Source organism: Pseudoalteromonas sp. C12FD-1, from assembly GCF_037414265.1.
GTDB lineage: Bacteria > Pseudomonadota > Gammaproteobacteria > Enterobacterales > Alteromonadaceae > Pseudoalteromonas.
Genome location: NZ_JBBEVD010000070.1, coordinates 14,140 through 35,314 on the forward strand (window position 1 = coordinate 14,140; position 21,175 = coordinate 35,314).

Here is a 21,175-nt window from a genome sequence, read left to right on the forward strand (position 1 = left end):
ATTAGTGTGTTTGCATCGAGTTAAACACTAAAAACCCCGCAATTGCGGGGTTTTTTATTATCTCGCGGCTGGGATAAATTGAAATTTGGGTAACACAGGAATGAGGGGCAGTTATGCAAGACAAAGATAAAGTATGGATTTTTGATACCACCTTACGTGATGGCGAGCAGGCACTTAAAGCAAGCCTTACTGAAGATGATAAAATTCAATTAGCGCATACAATTAGCCGCTTGAATGTGGATGTGATGGAAGTGGGTTTTCCAGTTTCGAGCCCTGCTGATTTTCGCTCGGTGCAACGTATTGCAACCGAAGTAAAAGGCCCGATTATTTGTGGTTTAGCACGCTCTGTTGCCAAAGACATTGAAGCCTGTGGTGAGGCGCTTCGCACAGCACAGCAAAGCCGAATTCATACTTTTATTGCCACAAGCCCTTTGCACCTTGAACATAAATTACGCATGAGCCTAGATGACGCAACTGCAATGGCGGTTAAATCAATTAAATTAGCGCGTAACTATACTGATGATGTTGAGTTTTCGTGTGAAGATGCTGGTCGTACGCCGCATTGGGATTTATGTAAAATTGTTGAGCAGGCAATTAACGCCGGTGCCTCTACTATTAATTTACCCGATACCGTTGGCTTTGTAACACCAGACGAATACGCCGCAATGATCCGTCATTTAATGAATAACGTGCCAAATATTGATAAAGCACGCTTAAGCGTACATTGTCATAACGATTTAGGTTTAGCTGTGGCTAACTCGGTAGCCGCTGTACAAGCGGGTGCTCGCCAAATTGAATGTACAATAAATGGTATTGGTGAGCGTGCGGGTAACTGCTCGCTTGAAGAAGTGGCAATGATCATGAAAATGCGCAAAGACCACTTAAAAGTACACACCGATATTAAAAGCGAAGAAATTTATCGCGCATCTCGCCAAGTGGCTAAAATTTGTAATATGCCGGTACAGCCAAATAAAGCCATTGTGGGCGAAAACGCCTTTGCACATAGCTCGGGCATTCACCAAGATGGCGTATTAAAAGCGCAAAATACTTACGAAATTATGTCGCCAGAAAGCGTCGGTGTGCCAAATAACCAATTAAATATGACCTCGCGTTCGGGCCGTCATGTTATTGAGCACCGCTTAGAAGAGTTAGGTTATCAAAAAGCTGATTACGACATGGACAGCTTATACGAGAGCTTTTTAGCGTTAGCTGATCAAAAAGGCACCGTATACGATTACGACCTTGAAGCCATGATTTACTTTAACCAAATTAACGACAAAGACGAAAAATACCAATTAGAGTTTGTAAACTCAGCGTCTAACTCGCAATCGGTAGCCAGCTCTACTATTGGAATGTTAATTGATGGCGAAGCAAAACAAGAAGCAGCCACAGGTAATGGCCCTGTTGAAGCGTCGTTTGCGGCTATTGAGCGCTTAACAGGTATGAGCGTTGAAATGATTGAATACAACTTAGAAGCCACTGGCCAAGGCGCAAGCTCGCTTGGTCAAGTAAACATTATTGCTAAATACGATGGCCGCCCTTATCACGGTGCGGGTATTGCTGCGGATGTGGTAGAGGCGTCGGTACGCGCCATGATCCGTGTTTACAACTTAATTTATCGTGCACAAAAAGTGTCTGATTTAAAACAACAAAGGAAAGCAGGATGAGTAAAACAAACTACAGCGTTGCCGTATTAGCTGGCGACGGTATTGGCCCAGAAGTAATGGCAGCAGCAGAGCAAGTGCTTGATGCTGTAAGCAATAAGTTTGGTTTTACCCTGAACCGTCAGCATCATGCTATTGGTGGCGCAGCCATTGACGAATTTGGTGAAGCATTACCACCAAAAACGCTAAGCGCGTGTGAAAACGCCGATGCCATTTTATTTGGCTCAGTAGGTGGCCCTAAGTGGGAAAACCTACCACCAAACGAGCAACCTGAGCGTGCATCGCTTTTACCGCTTCGTAAACATTTTGGTTTGTTTTGTAACTTACGCCCAGCGCAACTTTTACCCGCACTTAGCGCAGCATCGCCATTGCGTGCAGATATTAGCGAAAAAGGTTTTGATATTTTATGTGTGCGCGAGCTTACAGGCGGCATTTACTTTGGTGAAAAAGGCCGAAGTGGCGAGGGCGCTGAAGAGGCTGCATTCGATACACAAACTTACTCGCGTAAAGAAATTGAACGCATTGCCCGCTTTGCCTTTGAAGCGGCAAAATTACGTAGTAACCATGTTACCTCGGTAGATAAAGCAAACGTACTTGCATCAAGCGTATTATGGCGCGAAGTTGTTACTGAAGTGAGCAAAGACTACCCAGAAGTCAGCCTAGATTACATTTACGTAGATAACGCCGCAATGCAGTTAGTTAAACAGCCTAGCCAGTTTGACGTACTACTTTGCGATAACTTATTTGGTGATATTTTGTCAGATGAGTGCGCCATGATCACAGGCTCTATGGGCTTATTACCTTCGGCCAGCTTAAATCAATCGGGCTTTGGTTTGTATGAACCTGCTGGTGGCTCCGCTCCTGATATTGCTGGTAAAGGCGTTGCAAACCCGATTGCACAAATTTTAAGTGCCGCACTTATGCTACGTTACTCATTAGGGCAAGACGAAGCAGCACGCACCATTGAAAAAGCCGTAGCCGAAGCCGTTGAAGCAGGTGTTGGTACGCCAGATATCTACCCTCAGGGTGGATACAGCACAAGCGATGTGGCAGCAGCCATCGTTTCACGTATTTAATTATTAAAGGCGCAGCACCGTTATGCTGCGACTTAACAGAGTAGGGAATTAGCAAGTGGCCCAAACGTTATACGACAAAATTTGGCAAGCACATACGGTTGCCAGCATAAACGAGCAAACTGATTTACTTTATATTGACCGCCATTTAGTGCATGAGGTTACATCACCGCAGGCCTTTGCAGGCTTACGTGAAAAAAACCGTAAAGTACGTTGCCCAGAAAAAACCTTTGCAACGATGGATCATAACGTATCGACTAAAAGCCGATCACTTGATGCCGCAAGTGAAGTCTCTAAAAACCAGTTAATGGCACTTGATGCTAACTGTAAAGAGTTTGGCATTGTACTTTACGATTTAAACTCAATTAACCAAGGTATTGTGCATGTAATGGGGCCTGAACAAGGTATTACCTTGCCTGGCACTACCATTGTATGTGGCGATAGCCATACCTCTACGCATGGCGCGTTTGGCGCATTAGCGCATGGTATTGGTACGTCTGAGGTGGAGCACGTATTAGCAACGCAAACGCTACAGCAAAAAAAGGCAAAGTCGTTAAAAATTCAAATTAACGGCGTGCTTCGCCCAACGGTAACCTCTAAAGATTTAATTATGGCGGTTATTGGTAAGCTAGGCACAGCTGGCGGCACAGGTTATGTTGCCGAATTTTGTGGTGAAGGCATTGAAGCACTTTCAATGGAAGCCCGTATGACGCTATGTAACATGAGTATTGAAATGGGTGCAAAAGCAGGTTTAATAGCACCAGATCAAATCACGTATGATTACTTAAAAGGTCGCCCATTTGCACCTAAAGGCGCTGATTTTGACGCCGCAGTTGAATACTGGGAAACGTTAAAAACAGATGAAGGTGCTGAGTTTGACTTAAGTGTTGAGCTTGAAGCTGACGACATTCAGCCGCAAATTACCTGGGGCACAAGCCCAGAGCAAGTAATTGGCGTTGATGAATGCATACCAGATCCAGACCAAGAACCAGATTTAATTAAAGCCGATGCTATACGCAGCGCACTTAGATACATGGACTTAAAAGCCGGCGATAAATTATCAAGCGCAAAAGTAGATACAGTCTTTATTGGTTCGTGTACTAATAGTCGTATCGAAGATTTACGTGCCGCGGCAAAAATTGTTGAAGGCAAGCAAGTAGTCGCAGGCATTGAAGCACTTATAGTACCGGGCTCTGGCCTTGTTAAAAAGCAAGCTGAAGACGAAGGCTTAGCCGATATTTTTAAAGCGGCAGGTTTTGAATGGCGCGAACCAGGTTGCTCTATGTGTTTAGCGATGAACGACGACCGCTTAGAAGCGGGCAAACGCTGTGCATCTACATCTAACCGTAACTTTGAAGGCCGCCAAGGCCGTGGCGGGCGTACGCACTTAGTGAGCCCTGCAATGGCAGCCGCTGCTGCTATACATGGTCACTTTGTTGATATAAGAGGAGAAGCCTAATGAGCGTATTTTTTAGTGGCTTAATGGCCCCACTTGATAAAAACAATGTAGATACTGACCAAATTATTCCTAAGCAGTTTTTAACATCTACTAGCCGTGATGGTTTTGATGCAGCACTGTTTTACGATTGGCGTTACCTAGAAAACGGCGAACCAAACCCTGATTTTATTTTAAACCGCCCATGCTACCAAGGTGCGCAAATATTATTAACGCGCGACAACTTTGGGTGTGGCTCATCGCGTGAGCATGCACCTTGGGCGCTTAAGCAATATGGTTTTGAAGTAATTTTAGCGGAAAGCTTTGCCGATATTTTCTTTAATAACTGTGGCAACAACCAAATGCTAGCCATTGCGCTACCGGCTGATACGCTTGAGCAATTGTTTGTACTTAGTGAGCAACACGACGATATAAACATTCAAATCGATCTTGAAAACCAAACACTAACAAGCGATAAGTTTGCGCCAATTAGTTTTGATATTCGTAAAGACGTAAAAGAGCGTTTATTAAGTGGCTTAGATTTTATTGGTGTGACCGAAACGCTAAATCCACAAATTGATGCGTTTGAAAAACAACTTGCTGCTGAGCGCCCTTGGCAGTAACGAAAAGCAATTAATTACATATGAAAACAAAGCGCGGCTGAGTATATCAGCCGCGCTTTTTTATATCCTAATATTAATGTCTAAAATCAGCCATTAGCGCAGGTATACCTGGCAGCATACCAACAATAGCCATAACGGTAGTTAAAATAACAAACATAATTAGCGGAATAACCCAGCGGCTCATTTTAGTTAAATTAGCACTGCGCTCTTTACAACCAATTAAGCCTAAGTTATCAAGCAACATAGTTAGTGACCAACCAAAAGCAGGGTTAACCAAGCTTGACGCAAATACGACAATTGCGGCCGATTGCGTTGTTTTACCTTCGCGTGTCATTTCCATACCCGCCTCAAGCAGCGGAATAAACACACCTACAATAAGCGCAACGCAAAGCACGGGTTGCCAAATGGCTAAATCCATTGGGTAACCCCATAAACCCGCAATAATACAAAATACGGCTGTTAAAATGGCGCCCGCTGGAATAGGACGTTTAGCAATAGCAGCAGGTACAATGTAGGTTCCCCACGATGAGGTAAAGTTAGCACCACCGGCAAGAGAACCAAAGGTTTGTCTAACCGATGCACTTAGCATGGTGTCGTCTATGTTCATTTGTACTTTTTCAGTACGTTGTGGGTAACTAATTTTTTGAAAAACTTGGTGTCCTAAAAAATCCGGTGACCACATAGCTACAGCCAGTACCGCAAACGGCAGCACAACCACAAAGCTTTCAAGTGTTGGTAGGCCAAGCATCCAACCCGTGTTTTCGCCCCACCAATAAGCTGGGTTCATATTAGGTAAGCCCGGCGCGGTATTAAATTCAAACGGCGCACCGAGTGCAAAGGCAACTCCACCGCCAATAAGGCAGCTAAGCGGCACAGCTAGCCAGCGCTTTTTAAAATGCTCAAGTAACGCATACAATAAAATGGTCGCCAAAATAACAATAAATGCGATGTGTGCCATATCAATGGCCTCAGCCCATGCAAACAGCTTTTTAACTTGCGAAATAGTACCAATAAAGCCTAAGTATATAAGTAAGCCCCCGCATACCCCTTTACTGGTTAAGCGTGCGAGCAAACTTCCTCCTTTGGTTATGGCTAAAATAAAGCCAAAGGCACCAATGAGTAAGCCAAATGCCATAGGATGGCCGCCAGCGGCAACAACGATGGGGATTAACGGAATAAGTGGGCCGTGAGTACCGGCTAAGTTAGCCGTGGGTAAAATAAAGCCCGAAAACAAAATAATAAAAATAGAAACAATGAGTAATTCATAGCGTACATTTTCTAAAACAAACGCATCGCTTAAACCGAGTGGCGCTGCAAAAGTAGCGGCAATAGCCCCCACCATAACCACTTTACCAATGGTGCCCGCCATGGCTGGAATGGTGTCTTCAAATTCAAAGCGGTAGTCTTTAAATGGTAAATTAGGCCGCCAGCGCTTAGGCTGCATAATCTGTAATTCATGTTCGAGATACTCGTCGCGAGTATTAAACTCTGAGCTGGGTTTATGGTTGTTTTGATAGCTGTTGGTATTGTCGTGCAATGTATCTTTTTGATCTGAATTGTGACCCTTTGGGGTTACTGACATAGTCCCTCCTGTTACTCGTTGCTTATTTATTAATACGGCTTTTGTTAAAGCAAATGAATAGTGAAGGAGCAGAGTAGATCAGCTTTTACTCAGGAATGTATAGGCAAAAGGTCGTGTATGGTTGTTTTTAATACACTTAATTTAAAAAGCAGCTTTACGATAAAAAGTTATTAAATTACAGAAGGTGATTAAAAGTTGTTATAAATCATGCTTTTGAATGCATCATTAAGTAGGTGGAGAATTATTTTTGAATAATATCGTGTCAACGACAGGTTATTATTCTTTAGTCTTAGTGGTTATTAAAGTTGTTCTATTTCAAGGTATTTGTTTACAGGAGCCGTTAATTTCGTTTTATTTGTAGTGAAATAATTTTTCATTTACTTTCAAATTGTTAATAACAACAATAAAGAATAGAGATGCAACTAAACTCCCCTAAATCAATTGGTATTTATACTGCGTTATCGCCTATTTTGGGGAATAACCACACTACATAGTCTCTGCCTTGCCTAAAAACAAAACACTAACAAGCGATAAGTCTAGCCAATTAGTTTTGGTATTCGTAAAGACGTAAAAGAGCGTTTATTAAGTTGCTTAGATTTTATTGGTGTCACCGAAACGCGGCTAAGGCCGCGTTTCATTACGCTAGTATGATGGAAAACAAACTATTTGCTTTACATCACCGTTACCGCTATTGGTAACAACAACTTTACATTGGTATCGCTTACTTCTGGCATATCTTTCGATTGCAGCTTCAATTTCTCTGACTCTTTCCCAGCGATCCATTTCAGAAACTTTACTAATTTCAAAACCAAACTGACTGCCTCCTAGGGACATTGCGGATACGTCGTTCATGGTGTCACATGATGATTGAGTTATTAGACATAGACCAACGGGCTTTCTGTCGCTACCGACAGTGATCACTTGAAATTGACTTGATTCACTTGTTTGATTCTGTGTGGCAGCATCAAAAACAGCATTAACACTTCTAGTGCCTAAATTATTTGCAATACTTTCCAAAAGGGTATTGGCCAAGTCTCGCTTGTTTTTTATTGTTCTACGTTCTACAACAGGCTCATTACGTGAAAGTAATTTGCTATTTTCTATATTAGCATTTTCTTCAGATGAGTAGTTTGCGTGACAATCAAAACATGGCCTAAGCTCAAAGTATTCGTAATTTTCCTGATTCATAGTTGAAAATACAAAATCGTAAAAAGCGTTATAAGGGTTAGTATTTTCAGGAACAGTGAAAGTATATTGCATAACCCCTGAGGCATCCCTTTTTGCAATTGCTTTAATTTCATCGCCATTAGCTGAGTTGAAATAAAATACCCTCGCATCATTCGCCATTAGCTTATGAGGGAGTATTGCCAACATGATAACTATAGTAAAAAAAAATTTAATCATTGTTTTTATCCATTAAATTAATAGCAATACCTTTTTTGTTCGAATTTTAATCATAAGATTTTTTTTTCCATGTGTCAATTTTGGGTGCAATCGCTTTAGCACTATTGAGAGATGTTTTGAAACGACTATAGCTATTTGTTAAATCATAAGTTCAGGTTTAACTCGTATGGAGGCATTCAACGTTAGCTGTGTTATACACCTATAATCTATTAAATTTCCTTTATCAATGAGAAACCGTTAATCTACTTCATTAAATATTTTTTGGAACTAGCTATGAAATTATTAACGGCAGCAACCTTATTACTTGCCTCATCAGCAGCTTTTGCGCGCCCAGCGCCTTTGGTGTCTATACCTACACATGATGCGTTTTTTAATAATATTGCAGCGCATTGTGGTAAAGCGTTTGAGGGCAAAGTAAGCGTAGATAACGCAAAAGGCCCTAGCTCATTTGAAAATAAAAAATTAATCATGCATGTACGTAAATGTACAGGTAGTGAGCTGCAAGTCCCATTTCATGTGGGAGATGATGCATCACGTACGTGGATCATTACTAAAACGGGCAGTGGTTTGAGCTTAAAGCACGATCATCGCCATAAAGATGGCAGCGACGATGCTTCAACTATGTATGGCGGTCACACCCTTGATGCGGGTTTTGCACAAATGCAGTCGTTTCCAGCCGATCAATACTCTAAAGAGTTATTTGTAGCACAAGGTATTGCACAGTCGGCAGGTAATACATGGCAAATGTATATTTATCCTGAGGTGTTTACTTATAGGCTAATTCGCCAAGGGCGCGAGTTTAAGGTGGATTTTGATTTAACTAAACCAATTACTCCACCCGCTGCGCCGTGGGGCTACGAAAAATAAACTATTTTTATTTTTTCTCGGGTGCGTCACATTGTAGTAAAACGTTTAATGGTGGTTGATAAGCGCGTGGTTTAGTAGGAAAACGTTCGTACTCTTGCACGCCTTCAAGCACTTTTAACATAAAGGTTCTGCCGCGGCATAATCTGTCTGCGTGGCGCAGTAAAAACATACTTTGATTAGCAAAGTGTTTGTAATCGTCTGATTGTATTTCTATTTTATAGTTGTCTTCACCAATTTTGGTTTGGTAGTAATGCACTTTGTTATCAAAGTCGTATGACTTTTCTTTTTCGCCCACTTCTGCAAAGGCGCTCCCTATACCAGAAAAGGCTAGCAATGCAGCGCCAACAACTAAATGCGGTGTGTATAAGCCTTTCATAAAAATGTATCCTTTAATTTGCGAACTTAATACCCATTAATAAAATATTAAGCACGATGTATTTAAGTTAAGTCTAACACCCAAAAAGAGAATATGTGATGTTCAAACAAATAAAACAACTGTTTGCCGCTTTTGACGAGCAACAGCCAAGCATAGAGCAGCATGACTTAAAAACAGCGGTTGCTGCACTGCTTATAGAAGTAATGCGTGCTGATACAAAGCTTGACCATAATGAACAACACACCCTGACTGTAACCTTAAAAAAATACTTTAATTTAACAGATTCAGAAGTTGAAGAGCTCACGACCAATGCTGCAAGCAGTTTAGATGGGGCTATTGATTACTTTCAGTTTTCTAAGCAGATTAACGATCACTGCAGTGCGGCACAGCGCATTGAAATAATTGAGCTATTATGGCGATTGGCGTATGCTGATGGAGAGATAGATCCCCAAGAAGAGTATGTAATACGTAAAGTGGCTGGACTTTTATATGTAGCGCACACCGATTTTATCGCTGCTAAATTAGCAGCGATAAAGTCGTAAAAATTAGCTTAATTTACTAGCAACAGAAATGAGCTGCTGCGTTAATACGCTAACTTTTTCTGCAGTGGCTGGATCAGTGATTTTTCCATCTTCGTCAAATACTGTGAATGCTGATGGGATAGCGAGCTGATCGGCAAGTACTAACGAGCCAATACCACTTAAAATATCGCGTACATGGTTTAAGCCGCGCAGGCCACCAAGCCCACCAGGTGATGTAGCAAATAACGCCACTACTTTATTGCGAAATGCAGGCACAGCGCCTTGCTCAGTACGTGATGCCCAATCAATTGCATTTTTAAGCGCCGCAGTAATTGAGCCGTTGTACTCAGGGCTTGCCAGTAAGATACCATCAGCAGCGCGTAACTTATCTTTTAAAAGCTGGGCGTCGGCTGGTGTGCCTTGCGCTTCAATATCCTCGCTAAATAACGGCAAATTTAACTCGGCGAGTGTAATTATTTCTACTTCGGCACCGGTTTGCATAGCAAAGCGCGCTGCTTCGTTAATTAGTTTTTGATTAAAGCTTTGTGTACGCAAGCTACCCGCGAGCGCAATAATTTTTGGTGCTGACATGATACTGGCCTTTTAAAGTTTTTGATGACGTAACTAATGTAGCAAATTTTTGCTTGTAGAAAACCCGAATAAACGCAACACTTATGTGCGTATATGCACATTAATAGAAGGCGGGTAGCATGGCAATAAAGTTTGATGATTGGCAAGATGTAAAAGTAGCGTTTGAAGTTGCAAAGCTTGGTACGCTAACGGCTGCCGCTGAGGTTTTAAATGTGCACCACAGCACAGTACTTCGACGTATTAATAGCCTTGAAAAAAACTTAGATACACGTTTATTTCATCGCCATGCCCGGGGTTATAAAGTAACTGAAATAGGCGCTAAATTATTTACTGCAGCACAAACTATAGATTCATCACTTGAGCAATTACATAACGATATTGCCGCTGCCGACAGTACGTTACGCGGAAGCTTATTACTTACCACAGTAAGTGGGTTTATGGATGTACTGGGCGATGTTTGCGAAAAGTTTCAGGCTTTACACCCTCAAGTACAGCTAGAAGTTATTTTAGAACAAAAGCGGTTAAGGCTAGATCATGGGCAAGCACATATTGCAGTGCGCGCAGGGCCAAGGCCAGATGAAGGGGATTATATAGCTCAGCATTTAGCTAAACTTACATCGAGCTTGTACGCCAATAAACGCTACATTAATAAGTATGGTATGCCTAAAACATTGAGTGACTTACAGCATCATAACTTTGTATCGGGTGTAGCGGGCTTTAATGCACGCGTTCCTTATTTTGAGTGGGCCGATAAACATATTCCGGCGCAGCAAATAAAGTTACGGGTTTCAGAAACCTCCGAAGCAACACGGGCCATAATTAAAGGCTTAGGTATAGGCGGTTTACAACATGGGGTAGCAGCCCAATATAATGATTTAGTGCCTATTTTACATAGTGAACTGAGTTGGCCCACCGATGTTTGGCTTGTAACACACCATTTAGTGCATCGCACCGCGAAAGTACAAGCATTTGCAGGCTTATTAAAAGCGCACTTTAATAAGCCTCAAACCCTTAAATAGTTTTTTTAACCTCAATACCTAAACGCTTAGCAAGGCGTACAAGGTTTGCTCTATCGAGTTCCAGCACTCGCGCAGTTGCTGCCCAGTTATAATTATGCTGTTTTAGTTGCTCGGTTATAACTGTAAATTGTAAAGATTCAACGGCCTGCTTTAATGGCTGGTTATAGCTAGTGTGAATGGTGTTTTGCGTGTTAACTTGCACTGTATTATTTAGCTGTGGGGTTAAATCGCAGTGCTCGCTTGTAATCGTAACTATAGGGTTTTGCCATTGGCTTTGCTTAGCCTTTAATGCGCTGCGGCTAATAACATGTTCAAGCTCGCGTACATTACCAGGCCAATTGTATTGGTTGAGCAATGCTTGCGCTTCAGTGCTTAGCTTTAATTGTTTAATACCTAATTTACGGGCTGTTTGCTCAATAAAATAACCAGCAAGTAGGGTTATGTCGTGCTCACGTTTATTAAGTGGCGGCACGGTAATAGGGTAAACACTTAGTCGGTGGTATAAGTCGGCTCTGAATCGACCTTGCGCTACCTCATGTTTTAAATCACGATTAGTAGCTGCTATTACCCTTACATCCACATACTTTGGCGTGTCTTCTCCTACTGTTTGTATTTCACCGCTTTGCAACACACGCAATAATTTGCTTTGCATAGCCAATGGTAGCTCGCCAATTTCGTCTAAAAATAACGTGCCGCCGTCAGCTAGCTGAAACTTACCTTGGCGAGCATTTTGTGCGCCAGTAAAAGAGCCTTTGGCATGGCCAAAAAACTCACTCTCTGCAAGGTTTTCGGGAAGCGATGCACAATTTAAATGAATGAGTGGCTGCTCTTTACGTGCAGAATTTAAGTGAATATTACGCGCTACTAGCTCTTTTCCTACGCCCGTCTCTCCTAAAACCAATACACTAAAGTTAGAGGCTGCAACAAGTTTTATTTCATTTTTAAGCGTTTGCATAAGTGGGCTTTGGCCAATTATTTCACCGCCATCTCGAGTAAGTGCATCTTGCGTTAGTGCTTGCACAAGTGCACTTGAGTGCTGCGCATGGTGTTTGTAATGGGCAAGCTCTAGGGCTGTTTTAAAATGTGCACTGCACAGGGTTTGCAAGGTGTTTAGTGTATCTGCGTTGATACTGTTAAACGCATGTGCGTTAAGACTATCGAACGTAAGTACGCCTAGTAAAGTGCTTTTATCATAAAGGGGTAAGCCTAAACAGGCATGTACGGGAATATCGCCTGTTCTAGCTAGTAGTAGGCCGTCGTATGGGTCGGGCAGGGGGCAGTCGTGTGCAAACTGTAATGCGTGGCTTGCACTACAAATGGCCGCTAATCGTGGGTGCTCTGCTATTTTAAAGCGCCTACCAAGGCTGTCGGGCATCAGACCTTTAATGGCTAAGGGTTTAAGTTTCTCGCCCTGCACGACAAGTAATGCACTGGCATCACTAGGTATTACACGCTCAACCGTTGCCAGTAATTGATCAAAGCTGTGCTCGTGCAGGGTGCTTTGGGCAAGCTCTAAAGCTACTTGGGTGAGGTTGAATTGTTGGTTCATGTCAAAATGACCTATATGTGTTTTTATGATTTAAAATAGAATAGGTCATAAGGACTCATTTTGTAAAGTGATTATATTTAACTTACTGAATAGTAATGTTTTATTTTGTTGGCACAGTATGTGTAATAGCTAAGTAACGTTAATGGTTACTGAGGTGGTTATGAATACACTTACGCTAAAAAATGTAAACAACAATGTTGAGTTGGGCTCATTTTTTGAATCGCTTTTATTTACTGCTAATGCCGTACTAGGGTTGAGCGCTGTTTGTATGGTTGTGAGCATTTTAATTAGCTACCCCTATGCAGAGTACTTTTCGATGCAGGTACAAATATCAGCGCATATTGGCACTATTGTAGTGGCAGCTATTTTGAAAGTTAGTTATGTACTGCGTTGTGTTGCTCAGCATGGTTTAGGGCAGGAAGTACGCTAATGCGCCCACTAAACTTAACAGAGCCAGTGCCGGCGCGCATAGCTATTTATCAAGTAACTAAATGGCCGTTATGGATGCTTGCATTTAGACCTTACTTTTTAGCAGGCGGTTTGCTGGCATTTTTATCTATAGGTTATTGGTTACTTATTTTAACAGGCCATGCTAATTGGCATTTAACAATACCAGCTACACTTTGGCACGCACACGAAATGCTGTTTGGCTTTACGGGGGTTGTTGTCGTGGGCTTTTTACTTACGGCAGCGCAAACATGGACGGGCATACCGAGTATAAGTGGCAAAGCACTTATGCTACTTACTTTAATATGGGTAAGTGCTCGTTTAGCTTTTTTTATTGTGCTGCCCGATGTTGGCAATATTAATTTATTGGCTGTTATTGTGTTGCAGCTAGCATGGTGGGTAGGTGCAATTACTGCGCTGGCTAATATGCTATTAAAAGCACGCAGTAAAAATAACTATCAATTTTTAGCTATTTTAAGTGTGTTGTGCGCCCTCAATACACTTTATTTACTACTTGTTTTAAATAACAACATGAAGCTTGCTTTGGCTGTGGTTGACACCGCGGTACTCGTGATTAGCTTACTGGTTGGTATTGTTGCAGCAAGGGTACTCCCCTTTTTTACTGCTAAAGGTTTATTGCTTAGCGAGCAAGTACGCACTCCTAAAATTGATAAAGCACTGCTGTATTTATCAATACTGGCAATTACTTTGTTTTTTATCAGCAAGTTATTTTTAAGCTCAATTAGTCCTGCATTAATTGTTGCAATAGTTGCTGCGCTTCACTTAATTCGAGCAAAGCTTTGGTGGAATGCAAAAGTGCTAAAAGTCTCTTTATTATGGTCTTTGCATTTTTCTTATTTTGCGTTAGGTGTTGGCTTAATGATGATTGCATTTAGCTTTTACACAAACGTAATACCCTTCAAAGATGCGCTCCACTTTATCACTATTGGCACAATAGGGATGATGATTTTAGCCATGATGACCCGTGTATCGCTTGGTCATACAGGGCGTACGCTTAGCACCCCTAAGTATATATCTGTTGCTTTTGCTCTTGTGCTGGTGGCAGCTATTACTCGCTCAATACTTCCCTTAATCATTGGGTCACACTTTGCTTGGCAGATAAGTGCTTTGCTGTGGTTAGTGGCTTTTTTATTATTTTTAATTTACTGCACACCTATCTTAACACGGCGTCGTGTTGATGGGCGTCGTGGTTAGTTTACCTATAGGAATACATTATGTTATCTGATAAAACCATTGAGATTGTTAAAAGCACCGTTCCGTTATTAGCGCAAGCCGGCACGGTTGTTACCGATCATTTTTATAAGCGTTTGTTTAGCCATAACCCAGAGCTTAAAAATATTTTTAATATGGCGAATCAAAGCTCTGGGCGTCAGCAATTTGCTTTGTTTAACGCCTTAGCGGCATATGCCCAAAATATTGATAACTTAGCGGTGTTAAAAGAGGCATTAGCGCGCATTAATCATAAGCACACCAGTTTAAATATTTTACCAGAGCACTATCCCATTGTTGGTGCTCATTTAATTGGCACCTTAAAAGAGTTAATACCAGAGCAGTTTACGCCGGATGTAGAATACGCTTGGCGTGAAGCTTACGCTTTGCTTGCCGATATTTGTATTACCGAAGAGGCAGCATTGTATGAGCATAGTAAAAACACTCTGGGTGGTTGGGCGGGTACTCGTCAATTTGAAATAACCAATAAGCAGATTGAATCTGAGCTAGTAACAAGCTTTACACTCACACCTGTAGATGGCAAAGCGGTTATTACTCATAAACCTGGTCAATATTTAGGCATAAAAGTTAAACCAGAGGGCGTTGAATATGAAGAAATTCGCCAGTATTCTATTTCGCAAAAAAGTAACGGTACAAACTACCGTATTAGCGTTAAAAAAGAGCTACAACCAAAGCCTGGCATGGTGTCTAATTATTTACACTCACTAGCTCAAGGTGACATAGTTGAGCTATACCCGCCTGCAGGAGATTTCTTTTTACGAAATAGTACTCAACCTACGGTACTTATTTCAGCAGGTGTTGGACAAACGCCCATGCTTGCGATGCTCGAAACGCTATTAAGTGATAACTCTAATCAAGACATTATGTATTTACATGCGTGCGAAAATACTCAGCAACACTCGTTTTCACAGTATTTAAATGAATTAAGTACGGGTTATAACTGTTTGCAAACTATGACGTGGTTTAATCAAAGTACTGAAGGGGCTGATTTTACAGGATTAATGGACTTAACAGCCATAAAAGCACAGTTACCTCTTACAAATGGCAATTTTTACTTATGTGGCCCGGCTGGGTTTATGGCGTTTGTGAAAAGCCAGTTACTGGCGCTAGGCGTTAAAAACGAGCATATTTATTACGAAGTGTTTGGCCCGCATCAAGACTTATAAACCAAGTGAAAAATGATAAAGACACACAGCATTAATGCTGTGTGTCTTTTTAATAGTATTTTATTGCGCTTTACAACTTACGTTTTTAAGTTCAATAGCCATATCTTTTTTAGGATAATAAAGCACGCACTGCTCGCCGATTATTTGTAAAACAAATTTTTCAGACTTTATATTATGCGCGCCCATTATGGGCATGCCATTTGGATCTTTATTTGTACCATGGCTTAGTAACAGTTCGCTGCGTTTAGTAAAAACGGTGTCGGCAAGTGTAACTAGTGTGCCGCCCTTCGCTTTTATAATCGCTTGCTGCAGTGTGGCTATAACGCCTGGGTTTACCTCGGTAAGTAGCGCAGGCTTAGCAGTGGCATTACTCATACTGTTACAGCCTCCAATAAACAATAAGGTTAATACTGCCACGAGCTTTGTCATTACTTGTCCTTATTTAACGTAGGCCAGGTTAAGTCCATATTGCCACGGTTAAAGTCATTAGGTGCGTTTAAAGGTAATAGTTGCTTGCTATCGCCAGCAGCGCTTTGTATTTGCGTTTTAATGCCCGCAGAAGCGGTGCTAACAGGGCATGTGCCGTTATTATCTATATGATAAAGCGCAGTAGAGAGTATTCCTTCGCTTGGGTCGCCTAACGGGCTGTCAAAGTCATCACTAACTACACAACCTTTTACATCAGCATCAAACTGCGGTGAAGCGGTAGGCGTAAAGCCTGCTGCATATTCACCAAACCCTTTACTGTTAATACCGCTAAATTGAATGGTGTAATAAGTGGTGCCGCAGTTATGCGTAGGGGTAAAACCGTATGGTTTACCGCAGGTTGTGTCGCCAATGAGTACAACTTCTGCGTCTATACCTTTTAAACCGTTAATAAAAGCTTCTGATGCCGAACAAGTACCCGATGTACTAAGTACATACACTTTAGATAGGTTTAAATCGGGGAGGCTTTCACCAGTGCTAAAAAAGGTTGAGTAATCAATTTCTTCATCTATAAACGGAAAAGGCGATTCTACCGGTTGTTTATCGTTTTGCTGGGTTTGGTAATAAATACGATTTTGAATGTTGGCACTGCCTGCCACCATGTAAGCCAGCTGCGAAGAAAGCGCTAATAAACCGCCTCCATTGTATCTAAAGTCGATAACAAGCTCTTCTACATTATCGGTTTTAAATTTATTAACCGCAGCTATTAAGCCTTCTTGGGCAATGCCTATATGGCTATTAAACTGCATGTACCCTACGCTAGTACCATTTGCTGTGGTAATGGTTTTTATGTTTTGTACCGGCGTTTGCTCTATGTTACCAGCGGTGACGTTAAAGGTTTTTTCAGCGCCATCGTTACTGCGCACAACGATGGTGTGCGAGTCACCATTAGTTGGGCTAAATAAACCTTCGTTTAGGGTATCTATACCTGCTTGAGTATTGGTGTTTATACTTACGCCATCAACTTCAAGTACGGTATCACCTCGTTGAAAGCCAATTTGGCTTGCTGGTGAGTCATCCTCCAGGTAAGCAACACGCAAAATTCTATCGGCTGAGTCGCCTATAAATGCCCAATTTATGCCATAACCTGAGGTAACACCCGATTGTGCTTCTTGAAAGAAGTCCTCAGAAGGCTCAGAAAAATGAAAGTTATCTTTTTTAGCACCTGAGTCGGTTAGTTCTTCGGTTTTTAGCTGCGCAAAGTACTCCGCTACAGTATTGAATGACTCAGGGTCGTTATCGGCAATTTCATCATACCAAAGGTAGGTTTCGTCACTCCACGAGCGAAGCCAAAGCTTTTCGTAAAGTGCTGAGCCTGCTTGGTCTGGGTAAGGCTCATTATTATTAAACGGGTCGTTGCCAGTGCGGGGTGTTTCGCAAAAGTTTTTTAACTCATCCGATGGCTCAAATACACCTGCCGTCCATGTTGGGGCTGTGCTTGTAGGAGGTGTAATGACTGGGTCTGGCGTTTCATTCATGCTGCTACCGCCGCCACAACCAGCAAGCGTTAGACCTGAAAGTGCAGCAATAATAGCGAGTGATGCTTTATTATTTTTAAACATACAAAACTACTTTTTGTAAATAAGTTGTTTAAAATACTACAACACCCGCTTATTTATTCAACGTATTTGGCCCTGATTTATGTAAATGAGTGTACAAACCTGGCTTTTTTAGAGCTTGCTTGTACTACTTTTATTCGCAAACGCTTGCCTTTGCCACGCATCAAATAGCTTTTGTTGTTTGTCTGATATTTTTAAACCGTATGTTTTTTGCATATAAGCGTAGGTGTCGGCAATGCGTTTACGGGCATAAAATGGTGGCTCTACTACGCGTTGTTTAAAGTTAACTTTTACTTCGCAGCGGCCATATTGTGTGGCGTTTTCGCTAAGCATACCAAAGCGATAATTAGAGCGGTCTGCGTTAATTTCGCCAATAGCGGGAGCTAAATTGTTTATGTCGGCTTCCATTTTTCTAAATTTGGCACTGACCTTACGGCAGTTTTTACGCCCACCGTTTTGCCAGCATTGTAGCTGATGGCCAAACTCCCACGCGGGCACTATATGCTCCCACTCTATACGCAGTGCACGTACATTAACTTTGCCAGAGGAAGTTAATGTATTACGCGGAATGTAGCCACAGTTGCTAGGATCGGGGATTAGCTTTTTACCCTGTTTTTTAATGTCGCAGCCGCAGTAAAGGCTTTTAGCGTTATCGGGTAGGGTTTTAATTAAGTGCCTTTTAGCCGTTGAAAAGCGGGTAAATTCTTCACTCGATGCAGAAAAACAAATACAACAAGCCACAAAGGCCAAAATAAATTTAAGCATATCCATCACATACGTGAACTACAGGAGGCGCTAGTCTAAAGTTTTGCTGCTAAAAGATAAACCCTGAGCAAATTTTAATCCGCAATGCTTAGTACACTCTATACTGATATAAAAAATAGCGAGGAGATGACCATGCTAGGTGCTTTTTCAATAAGTTTAACGGTTAAAGATATTAGGGCCTCTAAAGCGTTTTATGAAAAGCTGGGTTTTAGTGAGTTTGCAGGCGAGGTAGAACAAAACTGGCTAGTAATGAAAAACGGTGAGCATTTGATTGGCTTGTTCTCGGGTATGTTTGATAAAAACATGCTGACCTTCAACCCTGGTTGGGATCAGCATGCACAAACAGTTACAAACTTTAAAGATGTTGATACGCTCAGTGAATATTTTCAAAGCGCTAATATAAGCGTTGAGCCTGTGGGTGATAAAAGTTTTATTATTACCGACCCAGACGGCAACCCTATTTTGATTGACCAACACGTGTAAGCTTTTTTAGCCTAACGTTTTGTATTAATAAAATGATACCGCACAAACAAAATAGCACGCTGGTGGCTGCAAAGCTGATAAGTAACGGGTTGTTAAAATCTTCTCGCTCGTCGTAATCCATTATGTGCAGCATCCAAAAAAAGTCGAAAATGCGCCATAATGTGCTGCGAACGGTAATAACTTTGCCGTTAATTGCATTTAAATATAGCGTAGTATTAAAGGTGTCGTTAAATTGTACTTGCCACACATTTGTTTTGTATCCCACTTCTCGAGGGCCTTGTTTTAAAAGCGTTGTGCTAATTGGCTTAGCGTCGATGAGTAAATGAGCTTGCGCATTAGCGGTGATTTGTATTTTAGTGGGCGGCTGAAAGGGGCGGCCCGTTAAACCACTAAAGCTTTGCTGCTCGGTGCTGTTAATAACAGTAATAAGCGGAGTAGTTAAAAAGTGCTCAAATATTATTTGAGTGGGGTTAGCCACTTGTGACGTAATATTATCGAGTGATGTAAGGTAGTCTGCTTGTGTAAATGGGTTTGTAAGTGTGCGCTTGGCAAGGTGCTTACCATGCACGTATTCAAGTGGTATCGCGCTCATTACTAAGCCACCTAAAAGCCAAGCTAAAATTTGTAAGGCAAGTAAAAAGCCTAGCCACTTATGTAGTTTTCGAGCGCGCTTAAATAGTTGTTTTCTCATTTTGTGCTTCTTATTATTTTTAGCGTTAGTGTATTACAGCAGTCCATGCTTTTACTGCGGCATTTTGTCGCAGTTATTCATAAGCTTACTCTAACTTTATAAAAATAATAAAAAGGAGCGATAAAAATCAGAGAGGCTGCGTTTAATTCTCTCGCAGGGCGTTTATTAGCTCTTGTTTGCTCATTTTAGAGCGGCCACTAATGCCTACCTCTTTTGCTTTATCGTATAACTGTTTTTTTGTACGTTGCTCATAATTTGAGGCTTTACCGCCTTTTACAGCTGTTTTATGAGTATTACTATTAGCAATACGTGCGGCTTTTTGTTTGCTCATGCCTTCATCGCGAAGCGCATCGTACTGATCGTCGTTTTTAATTTGCGGGCCATGATCTACCATAACTTCTCTCCTGAGCGTTTAATTACACAGTGTGTGTATAACTTTCATACATAAACGGTAAAATTAAGCGTAACTAGCCTAACCCGTTTTATAAGGCAAATTAGGTGCCAATGGCGTTTAAACAGGCATTTTCTATTAATAAAGCCATGTTTACCGCTTAGTTGATTTGGTATAAAAGTAAAACTGCGTTAAAGTTTGCGATGAAACTATAAGAGGGTAAAAAGCAGACAATGTCGGAAATTCAATTTTTAAATGTAGATCTAGAGCTTGAGTCTAAACAAGATATTAGCGCCCTAGTGGCAGACTTAAAGAAAAACGCGATGGTTTTACATTATGACAAAGACGAATATCGTCAACTTGCGCGTATTGAAGCCTCAGGTGACATAACCACGCCAGATAAAGCTATTAACCACTTGTGCGAGCTTATTGAGTCGTGTTCTCGTAACGCGCTCAAGCAATGGCTAAGCTGCTCTCGCAGAACCTTTGATATTGGTTTTGAGTCTGGTACGTCACCAAAATGTTTTAATCAGGCGCTGCATGCAGACACGTTATTACGTATATCTGCAATTGGCGCGGGTATGGAAATAACAATTTACCCTATCGAAAAGTAAGCTATTACTTTCGCTCAACCACTGCTGCGGTCATTTTTGATACGCAGCAAAGCTCGTTGCGGCTATTGGTTATTTTTATTTCCCATACAGAACTGCGCTTACCAATATGAAATGCACGAGCCGTTGCTGTTAACGTCCCATTGCGTGACGCTTTTAAATGGCTTGCACTAATTTCCTGCCCTACACAGTAAAACTTTGTAAAATCAACAACAAAATTAGCAGCATAACTAGCAACTGTTTCGGCAAGTACTACATTAGCGCCGCCGTGTACCATTCCCATTGGGTTATGATGCTCAGGTATTGCGGGCATAGTCGCAACTAGGTAATCTTCCCCTATCTCGGTTATTTCTATCCCCATGGTTTTCATTAAAGTACCTTGGCCGTTTATACCTTCATCTAACTGTTTGCAAAGCGCTAATGTGATGGGTTGATACCAAATACTCATAACTACTCCTTTGAATTAAAACCTTGTTTATAGCATTTTATATATGCAATTTTAATAATTACCTAAAATGTACACATGTGTATTTGGTTTAGCTAATTAAAGCGCAATTTAAATTTGCGATTTTTATTTAACTGTATATACTCACAGTTAAATGTACTGTATGGAAAACCAGT

Annotated in this window: 23 protein-coding genes; 12 read left to right on the forward strand and 11 right to left on the reverse strand. The window is 41.5% G+C overall.

Annotation, left to right across the window (positions count from 1 at the left end):
- The first annotated feature begins 113 nt into the window (after window positions 1-113).
- Genes leuA through leuD form a run of 4 tightly spaced genes read left to right on the forward strand, consistent with a single transcriptional unit; the run spans window position 114 to window position 4,795 of the window.
- Window positions 114-1,667 (forward strand): 2-isopropylmalate synthase, encoded by a 1,554-nt coding sequence (leuA, locus tag WDB87_RS11825; protein WP_058547974.1) that lies wholly within the window; start codon window positions 114-116, stop codon window positions 1,665-1,667.
- Window positions 1,664-2,740, forward strand: a complete 1,077-nt coding sequence (leuB, locus tag WDB87_RS11830; protein WP_004589388.1) for a 3-isopropylmalate dehydrogenase — start codon at window positions 1,664-1,666, stop codon at window positions 2,738-2,740. The genes leuA and leuB overlap by 4 nt, the downstream gene beginning before the upstream one ends.
- A 55-nt stretch (window positions 2,741-2,795) precedes the next feature.
- The gene (leuC, locus tag WDB87_RS11835; RefSeq protein ID WP_337849974.1) at window positions 2,796-4,196 is read left to right on the forward strand and encodes a 3-isopropylmalate dehydratase large subunit; all 1,401 of its coding nucleotides are present in this window, start codon (window positions 2,796-2,798) and stop codon (window positions 4,194-4,196) included.
- Entirely contained in the window at window positions 4,196-4,795 is a 600-nt protein-coding gene (gene leuD, locus WDB87_RS11840) for a 3-isopropylmalate dehydratase small subunit (protein ID WP_004589386.1), read from the forward strand. The genes leuC and leuD overlap by 1 nt, the downstream gene beginning before the upstream one ends.
- Window positions 4,796-4,868: 73 nt before the next feature.
- On the opposite strand, the gene WDB87_RS11845 is transcribed toward leuD, so the two are convergent.
- Entirely contained in the window at window positions 4,869-6,377 is a 1,509-nt protein-coding gene (locus WDB87_RS11845; RefSeq protein ID WP_337849975.1) for a DUF3360 family protein, read from the reverse strand.
- 642 nt (window positions 6,378-7,019) lie between these two features.
- Window positions 7,020-7,781, reverse strand: a complete 762-nt coding sequence (locus tag WDB87_RS11850) for a hypothetical protein (RefSeq protein WP_337849976.1) — start codon at window positions 7,779-7,781, stop codon at window positions 7,020-7,022.
- A 273-nt stretch (window positions 7,782-8,054) separates the two neighbouring features.
- Here WDB87_RS11850 and WDB87_RS11855 point away from each other — a divergent pair, with 273 nt between their 5' ends.
- Window positions 8,055-8,648, forward strand: a complete 594-nt coding sequence (locus WDB87_RS11855) for a hypothetical protein (RefSeq protein WP_337849977.1) — start codon at window positions 8,055-8,057, stop codon at window positions 8,646-8,648.
- Window positions 8,649-8,655: 7 nt separating this feature from the next.
- On the opposite strand, the gene WDB87_RS11860 is transcribed toward WDB87_RS11855, so the two are convergent.
- Window positions 8,656-9,024 carry a hypothetical protein gene (locus tag WDB87_RS11860; RefSeq protein ID WP_138540972.1) on the reverse strand — a complete coding sequence of 123 codons (369 nt, stop codon included), beginning with the start codon at window positions 9,022-9,024 and terminating at the stop codon, window positions 8,656-8,658.
- 98 nt (window positions 9,025-9,122) lie between these two features.
- Here WDB87_RS11860 and WDB87_RS11865 point away from each other — a divergent pair, with 98 nt between their 5' ends.
- Window positions 9,123-9,566: a tellurite resistance TerB family protein gene (locus WDB87_RS11865; RefSeq protein WP_286245558.1), complete on the forward strand. Its 444-nt coding sequence runs from the start codon at window positions 9,123-9,125 to the stop codon at window positions 9,564-9,566.
- A 3-nt stretch (window positions 9,567-9,569) separates the two neighbouring features.
- Here WDB87_RS11865 and WDB87_RS11870 read toward each other — a convergent pair whose 3' ends face one another.
- Window positions 9,570-10,136 carry an NADPH-dependent FMN reductase gene (locus WDB87_RS11870; RefSeq protein ID WP_337849978.1) on the reverse strand — a complete coding sequence of 189 codons (567 nt, stop codon included), beginning with the start codon at window positions 10,134-10,136 and terminating at the stop codon, window positions 9,570-9,572.
- Window positions 10,137-10,255: 119 nt separating this feature from the next.
- Here WDB87_RS11870 and WDB87_RS11875 point away from each other — a divergent pair, with 119 nt between their 5' ends.
- Complete coding sequence (locus WDB87_RS11875; RefSeq protein ID WP_286245556.1) at window positions 10,256-11,155, forward strand: LysR family transcriptional regulator; 900 nt, start codon at window positions 10,256-10,258, stop codon at window positions 11,153-11,155.
- On the opposite strand, the gene norR is transcribed toward WDB87_RS11875, so the two are convergent.
- Window positions 11,148-12,704 carry a nitric oxide reductase transcriptional regulator NorR gene (gene norR, locus WDB87_RS11880; protein WP_286245555.1) on the reverse strand — a complete coding sequence of 519 codons (1,557 nt, stop codon included), beginning with the start codon at window positions 12,702-12,704 and terminating at the stop codon, window positions 11,148-11,150. The genes WDB87_RS11875 and norR overlap by 8 nt on opposite strands.
- A gap of 160 nt (window positions 12,705-12,864) precedes the next feature.
- Here norR and WDB87_RS11885 point away from each other — a divergent pair, with 160 nt between their 5' ends.
- Genes WDB87_RS11885 through hmpA form a run of 3 tightly spaced genes read left to right on the forward strand, consistent with a single transcriptional unit; the run spans window position 12,865 to window position 15,568 of the window.
- Entirely contained in the window at window positions 12,865-13,134 is a 270-nt protein-coding gene (locus WDB87_RS11885; protein ID WP_055015480.1) for a hypothetical protein, read from the forward strand.
- On the forward strand, window positions 13,134-14,366 hold the full coding sequence (locus WDB87_RS11890; protein WP_337849979.1) for an NnrS family protein: 1,233 nt from the start codon (window positions 13,134-13,136) through the stop codon (window positions 14,364-14,366). Before WDB87_RS11885 ends, WDB87_RS11890 begins: the two co-directional genes overlap by 1 nt.
- 20 nt (window positions 14,367-14,386) lie before the next feature.
- Window positions 14,387-15,568 (forward strand): NO-inducible flavohemoprotein, encoded by a 1,182-nt coding sequence (gene hmpA / locus WDB87_RS11895; RefSeq protein WP_055015478.1) that lies wholly within the window; start codon window positions 14,387-14,389, stop codon window positions 15,566-15,568.
- Window positions 15,569-15,628: 60 nt separating this feature from the next.
- Here the strand turns inward: hmpA and WDB87_RS11900 are convergent, their stop codons facing one another.
- The 3 genes from WDB87_RS11900 to WDB87_RS11910 all read right to left on the reverse strand — a co-directional run bounded on the left by WDB87_RS11900 (window position 15,629) and on the right by WDB87_RS11910 (window position 18,384).
- Window positions 15,629-15,997, reverse strand: coding sequence for a hypothetical protein (locus WDB87_RS11900; protein WP_337849980.1), 369 nt, complete (start codon window positions 15,995-15,997; stop codon window positions 15,629-15,631).
- Window positions 15,997-17,616 carry a S41 family peptidase gene (locus tag WDB87_RS11905; protein ID WP_337849981.1) on the reverse strand — a complete coding sequence of 540 codons (1,620 nt, stop codon included), beginning with the start codon at window positions 17,614-17,616 and terminating at the stop codon, window positions 15,997-15,999. The genes WDB87_RS11900 and WDB87_RS11905 overlap by 1 nt, the downstream gene beginning before the upstream one ends.
- A 108-nt stretch (window positions 17,617-17,724) precedes the next feature.
- Entirely contained in the window at window positions 17,725-18,384 is a 660-nt protein-coding gene (locus tag WDB87_RS11910; protein WP_286247800.1) for an endonuclease, read from the reverse strand.
- Window positions 18,385-18,510: 126 nt separating this feature from the next.
- Between WDB87_RS11910 and WDB87_RS11915 the strand changes: the two genes are divergently transcribed.
- Window positions 18,511-18,861, forward strand: a complete 351-nt coding sequence (locus WDB87_RS11915) for a VOC family protein (RefSeq protein WP_337849982.1) — start codon at window positions 18,511-18,513, stop codon at window positions 18,859-18,861.
- Here the strand turns inward: WDB87_RS11915 and WDB87_RS11920 are convergent.
- The gene (locus WDB87_RS11920) at window positions 18,836-19,552 is read right to left on the reverse strand and encodes a hypothetical protein (protein WP_337849983.1); all 717 of its coding nucleotides are present in this window, start codon (window positions 19,550-19,552) and stop codon (window positions 18,836-18,838) included. The two genes, WDB87_RS11915 and WDB87_RS11920, sit on opposite strands and share 26 nt — an antisense overlap.
- A gap of 142 nt (window positions 19,553-19,694) precedes the next feature.
- Window positions 19,695-19,946 (reverse strand): DUF7218 family protein, encoded by a 252-nt coding sequence (locus WDB87_RS11925; RefSeq protein WP_286245550.1) that lies wholly within the window; start codon window positions 19,944-19,946, stop codon window positions 19,695-19,697.
- 230 nt (window positions 19,947-20,176) lie between these two features.
- Between WDB87_RS11925 and WDB87_RS11930 the strand changes: the two genes are divergently transcribed.
- The gene (locus WDB87_RS11930) at window positions 20,177-20,557 is read left to right on the forward strand and encodes a hypothetical protein (protein ID WP_004589368.1); all 381 of its coding nucleotides are present in this window, start codon (window positions 20,177-20,179) and stop codon (window positions 20,555-20,557) included.
- Window positions 20,558-20,561: 4 nt separating this feature from the next.
- On the opposite strand, the gene WDB87_RS11935 is transcribed toward WDB87_RS11930, so the two are convergent.
- Window positions 20,562-21,002 (reverse strand): PaaI family thioesterase, encoded by a 441-nt coding sequence (locus tag WDB87_RS11935; RefSeq protein ID WP_286245549.1) that lies wholly within the window; start codon window positions 21,000-21,002, stop codon window positions 20,562-20,564.
- Between the last annotated feature and the right edge of the window lie 173 nt (window positions 21,003-21,175).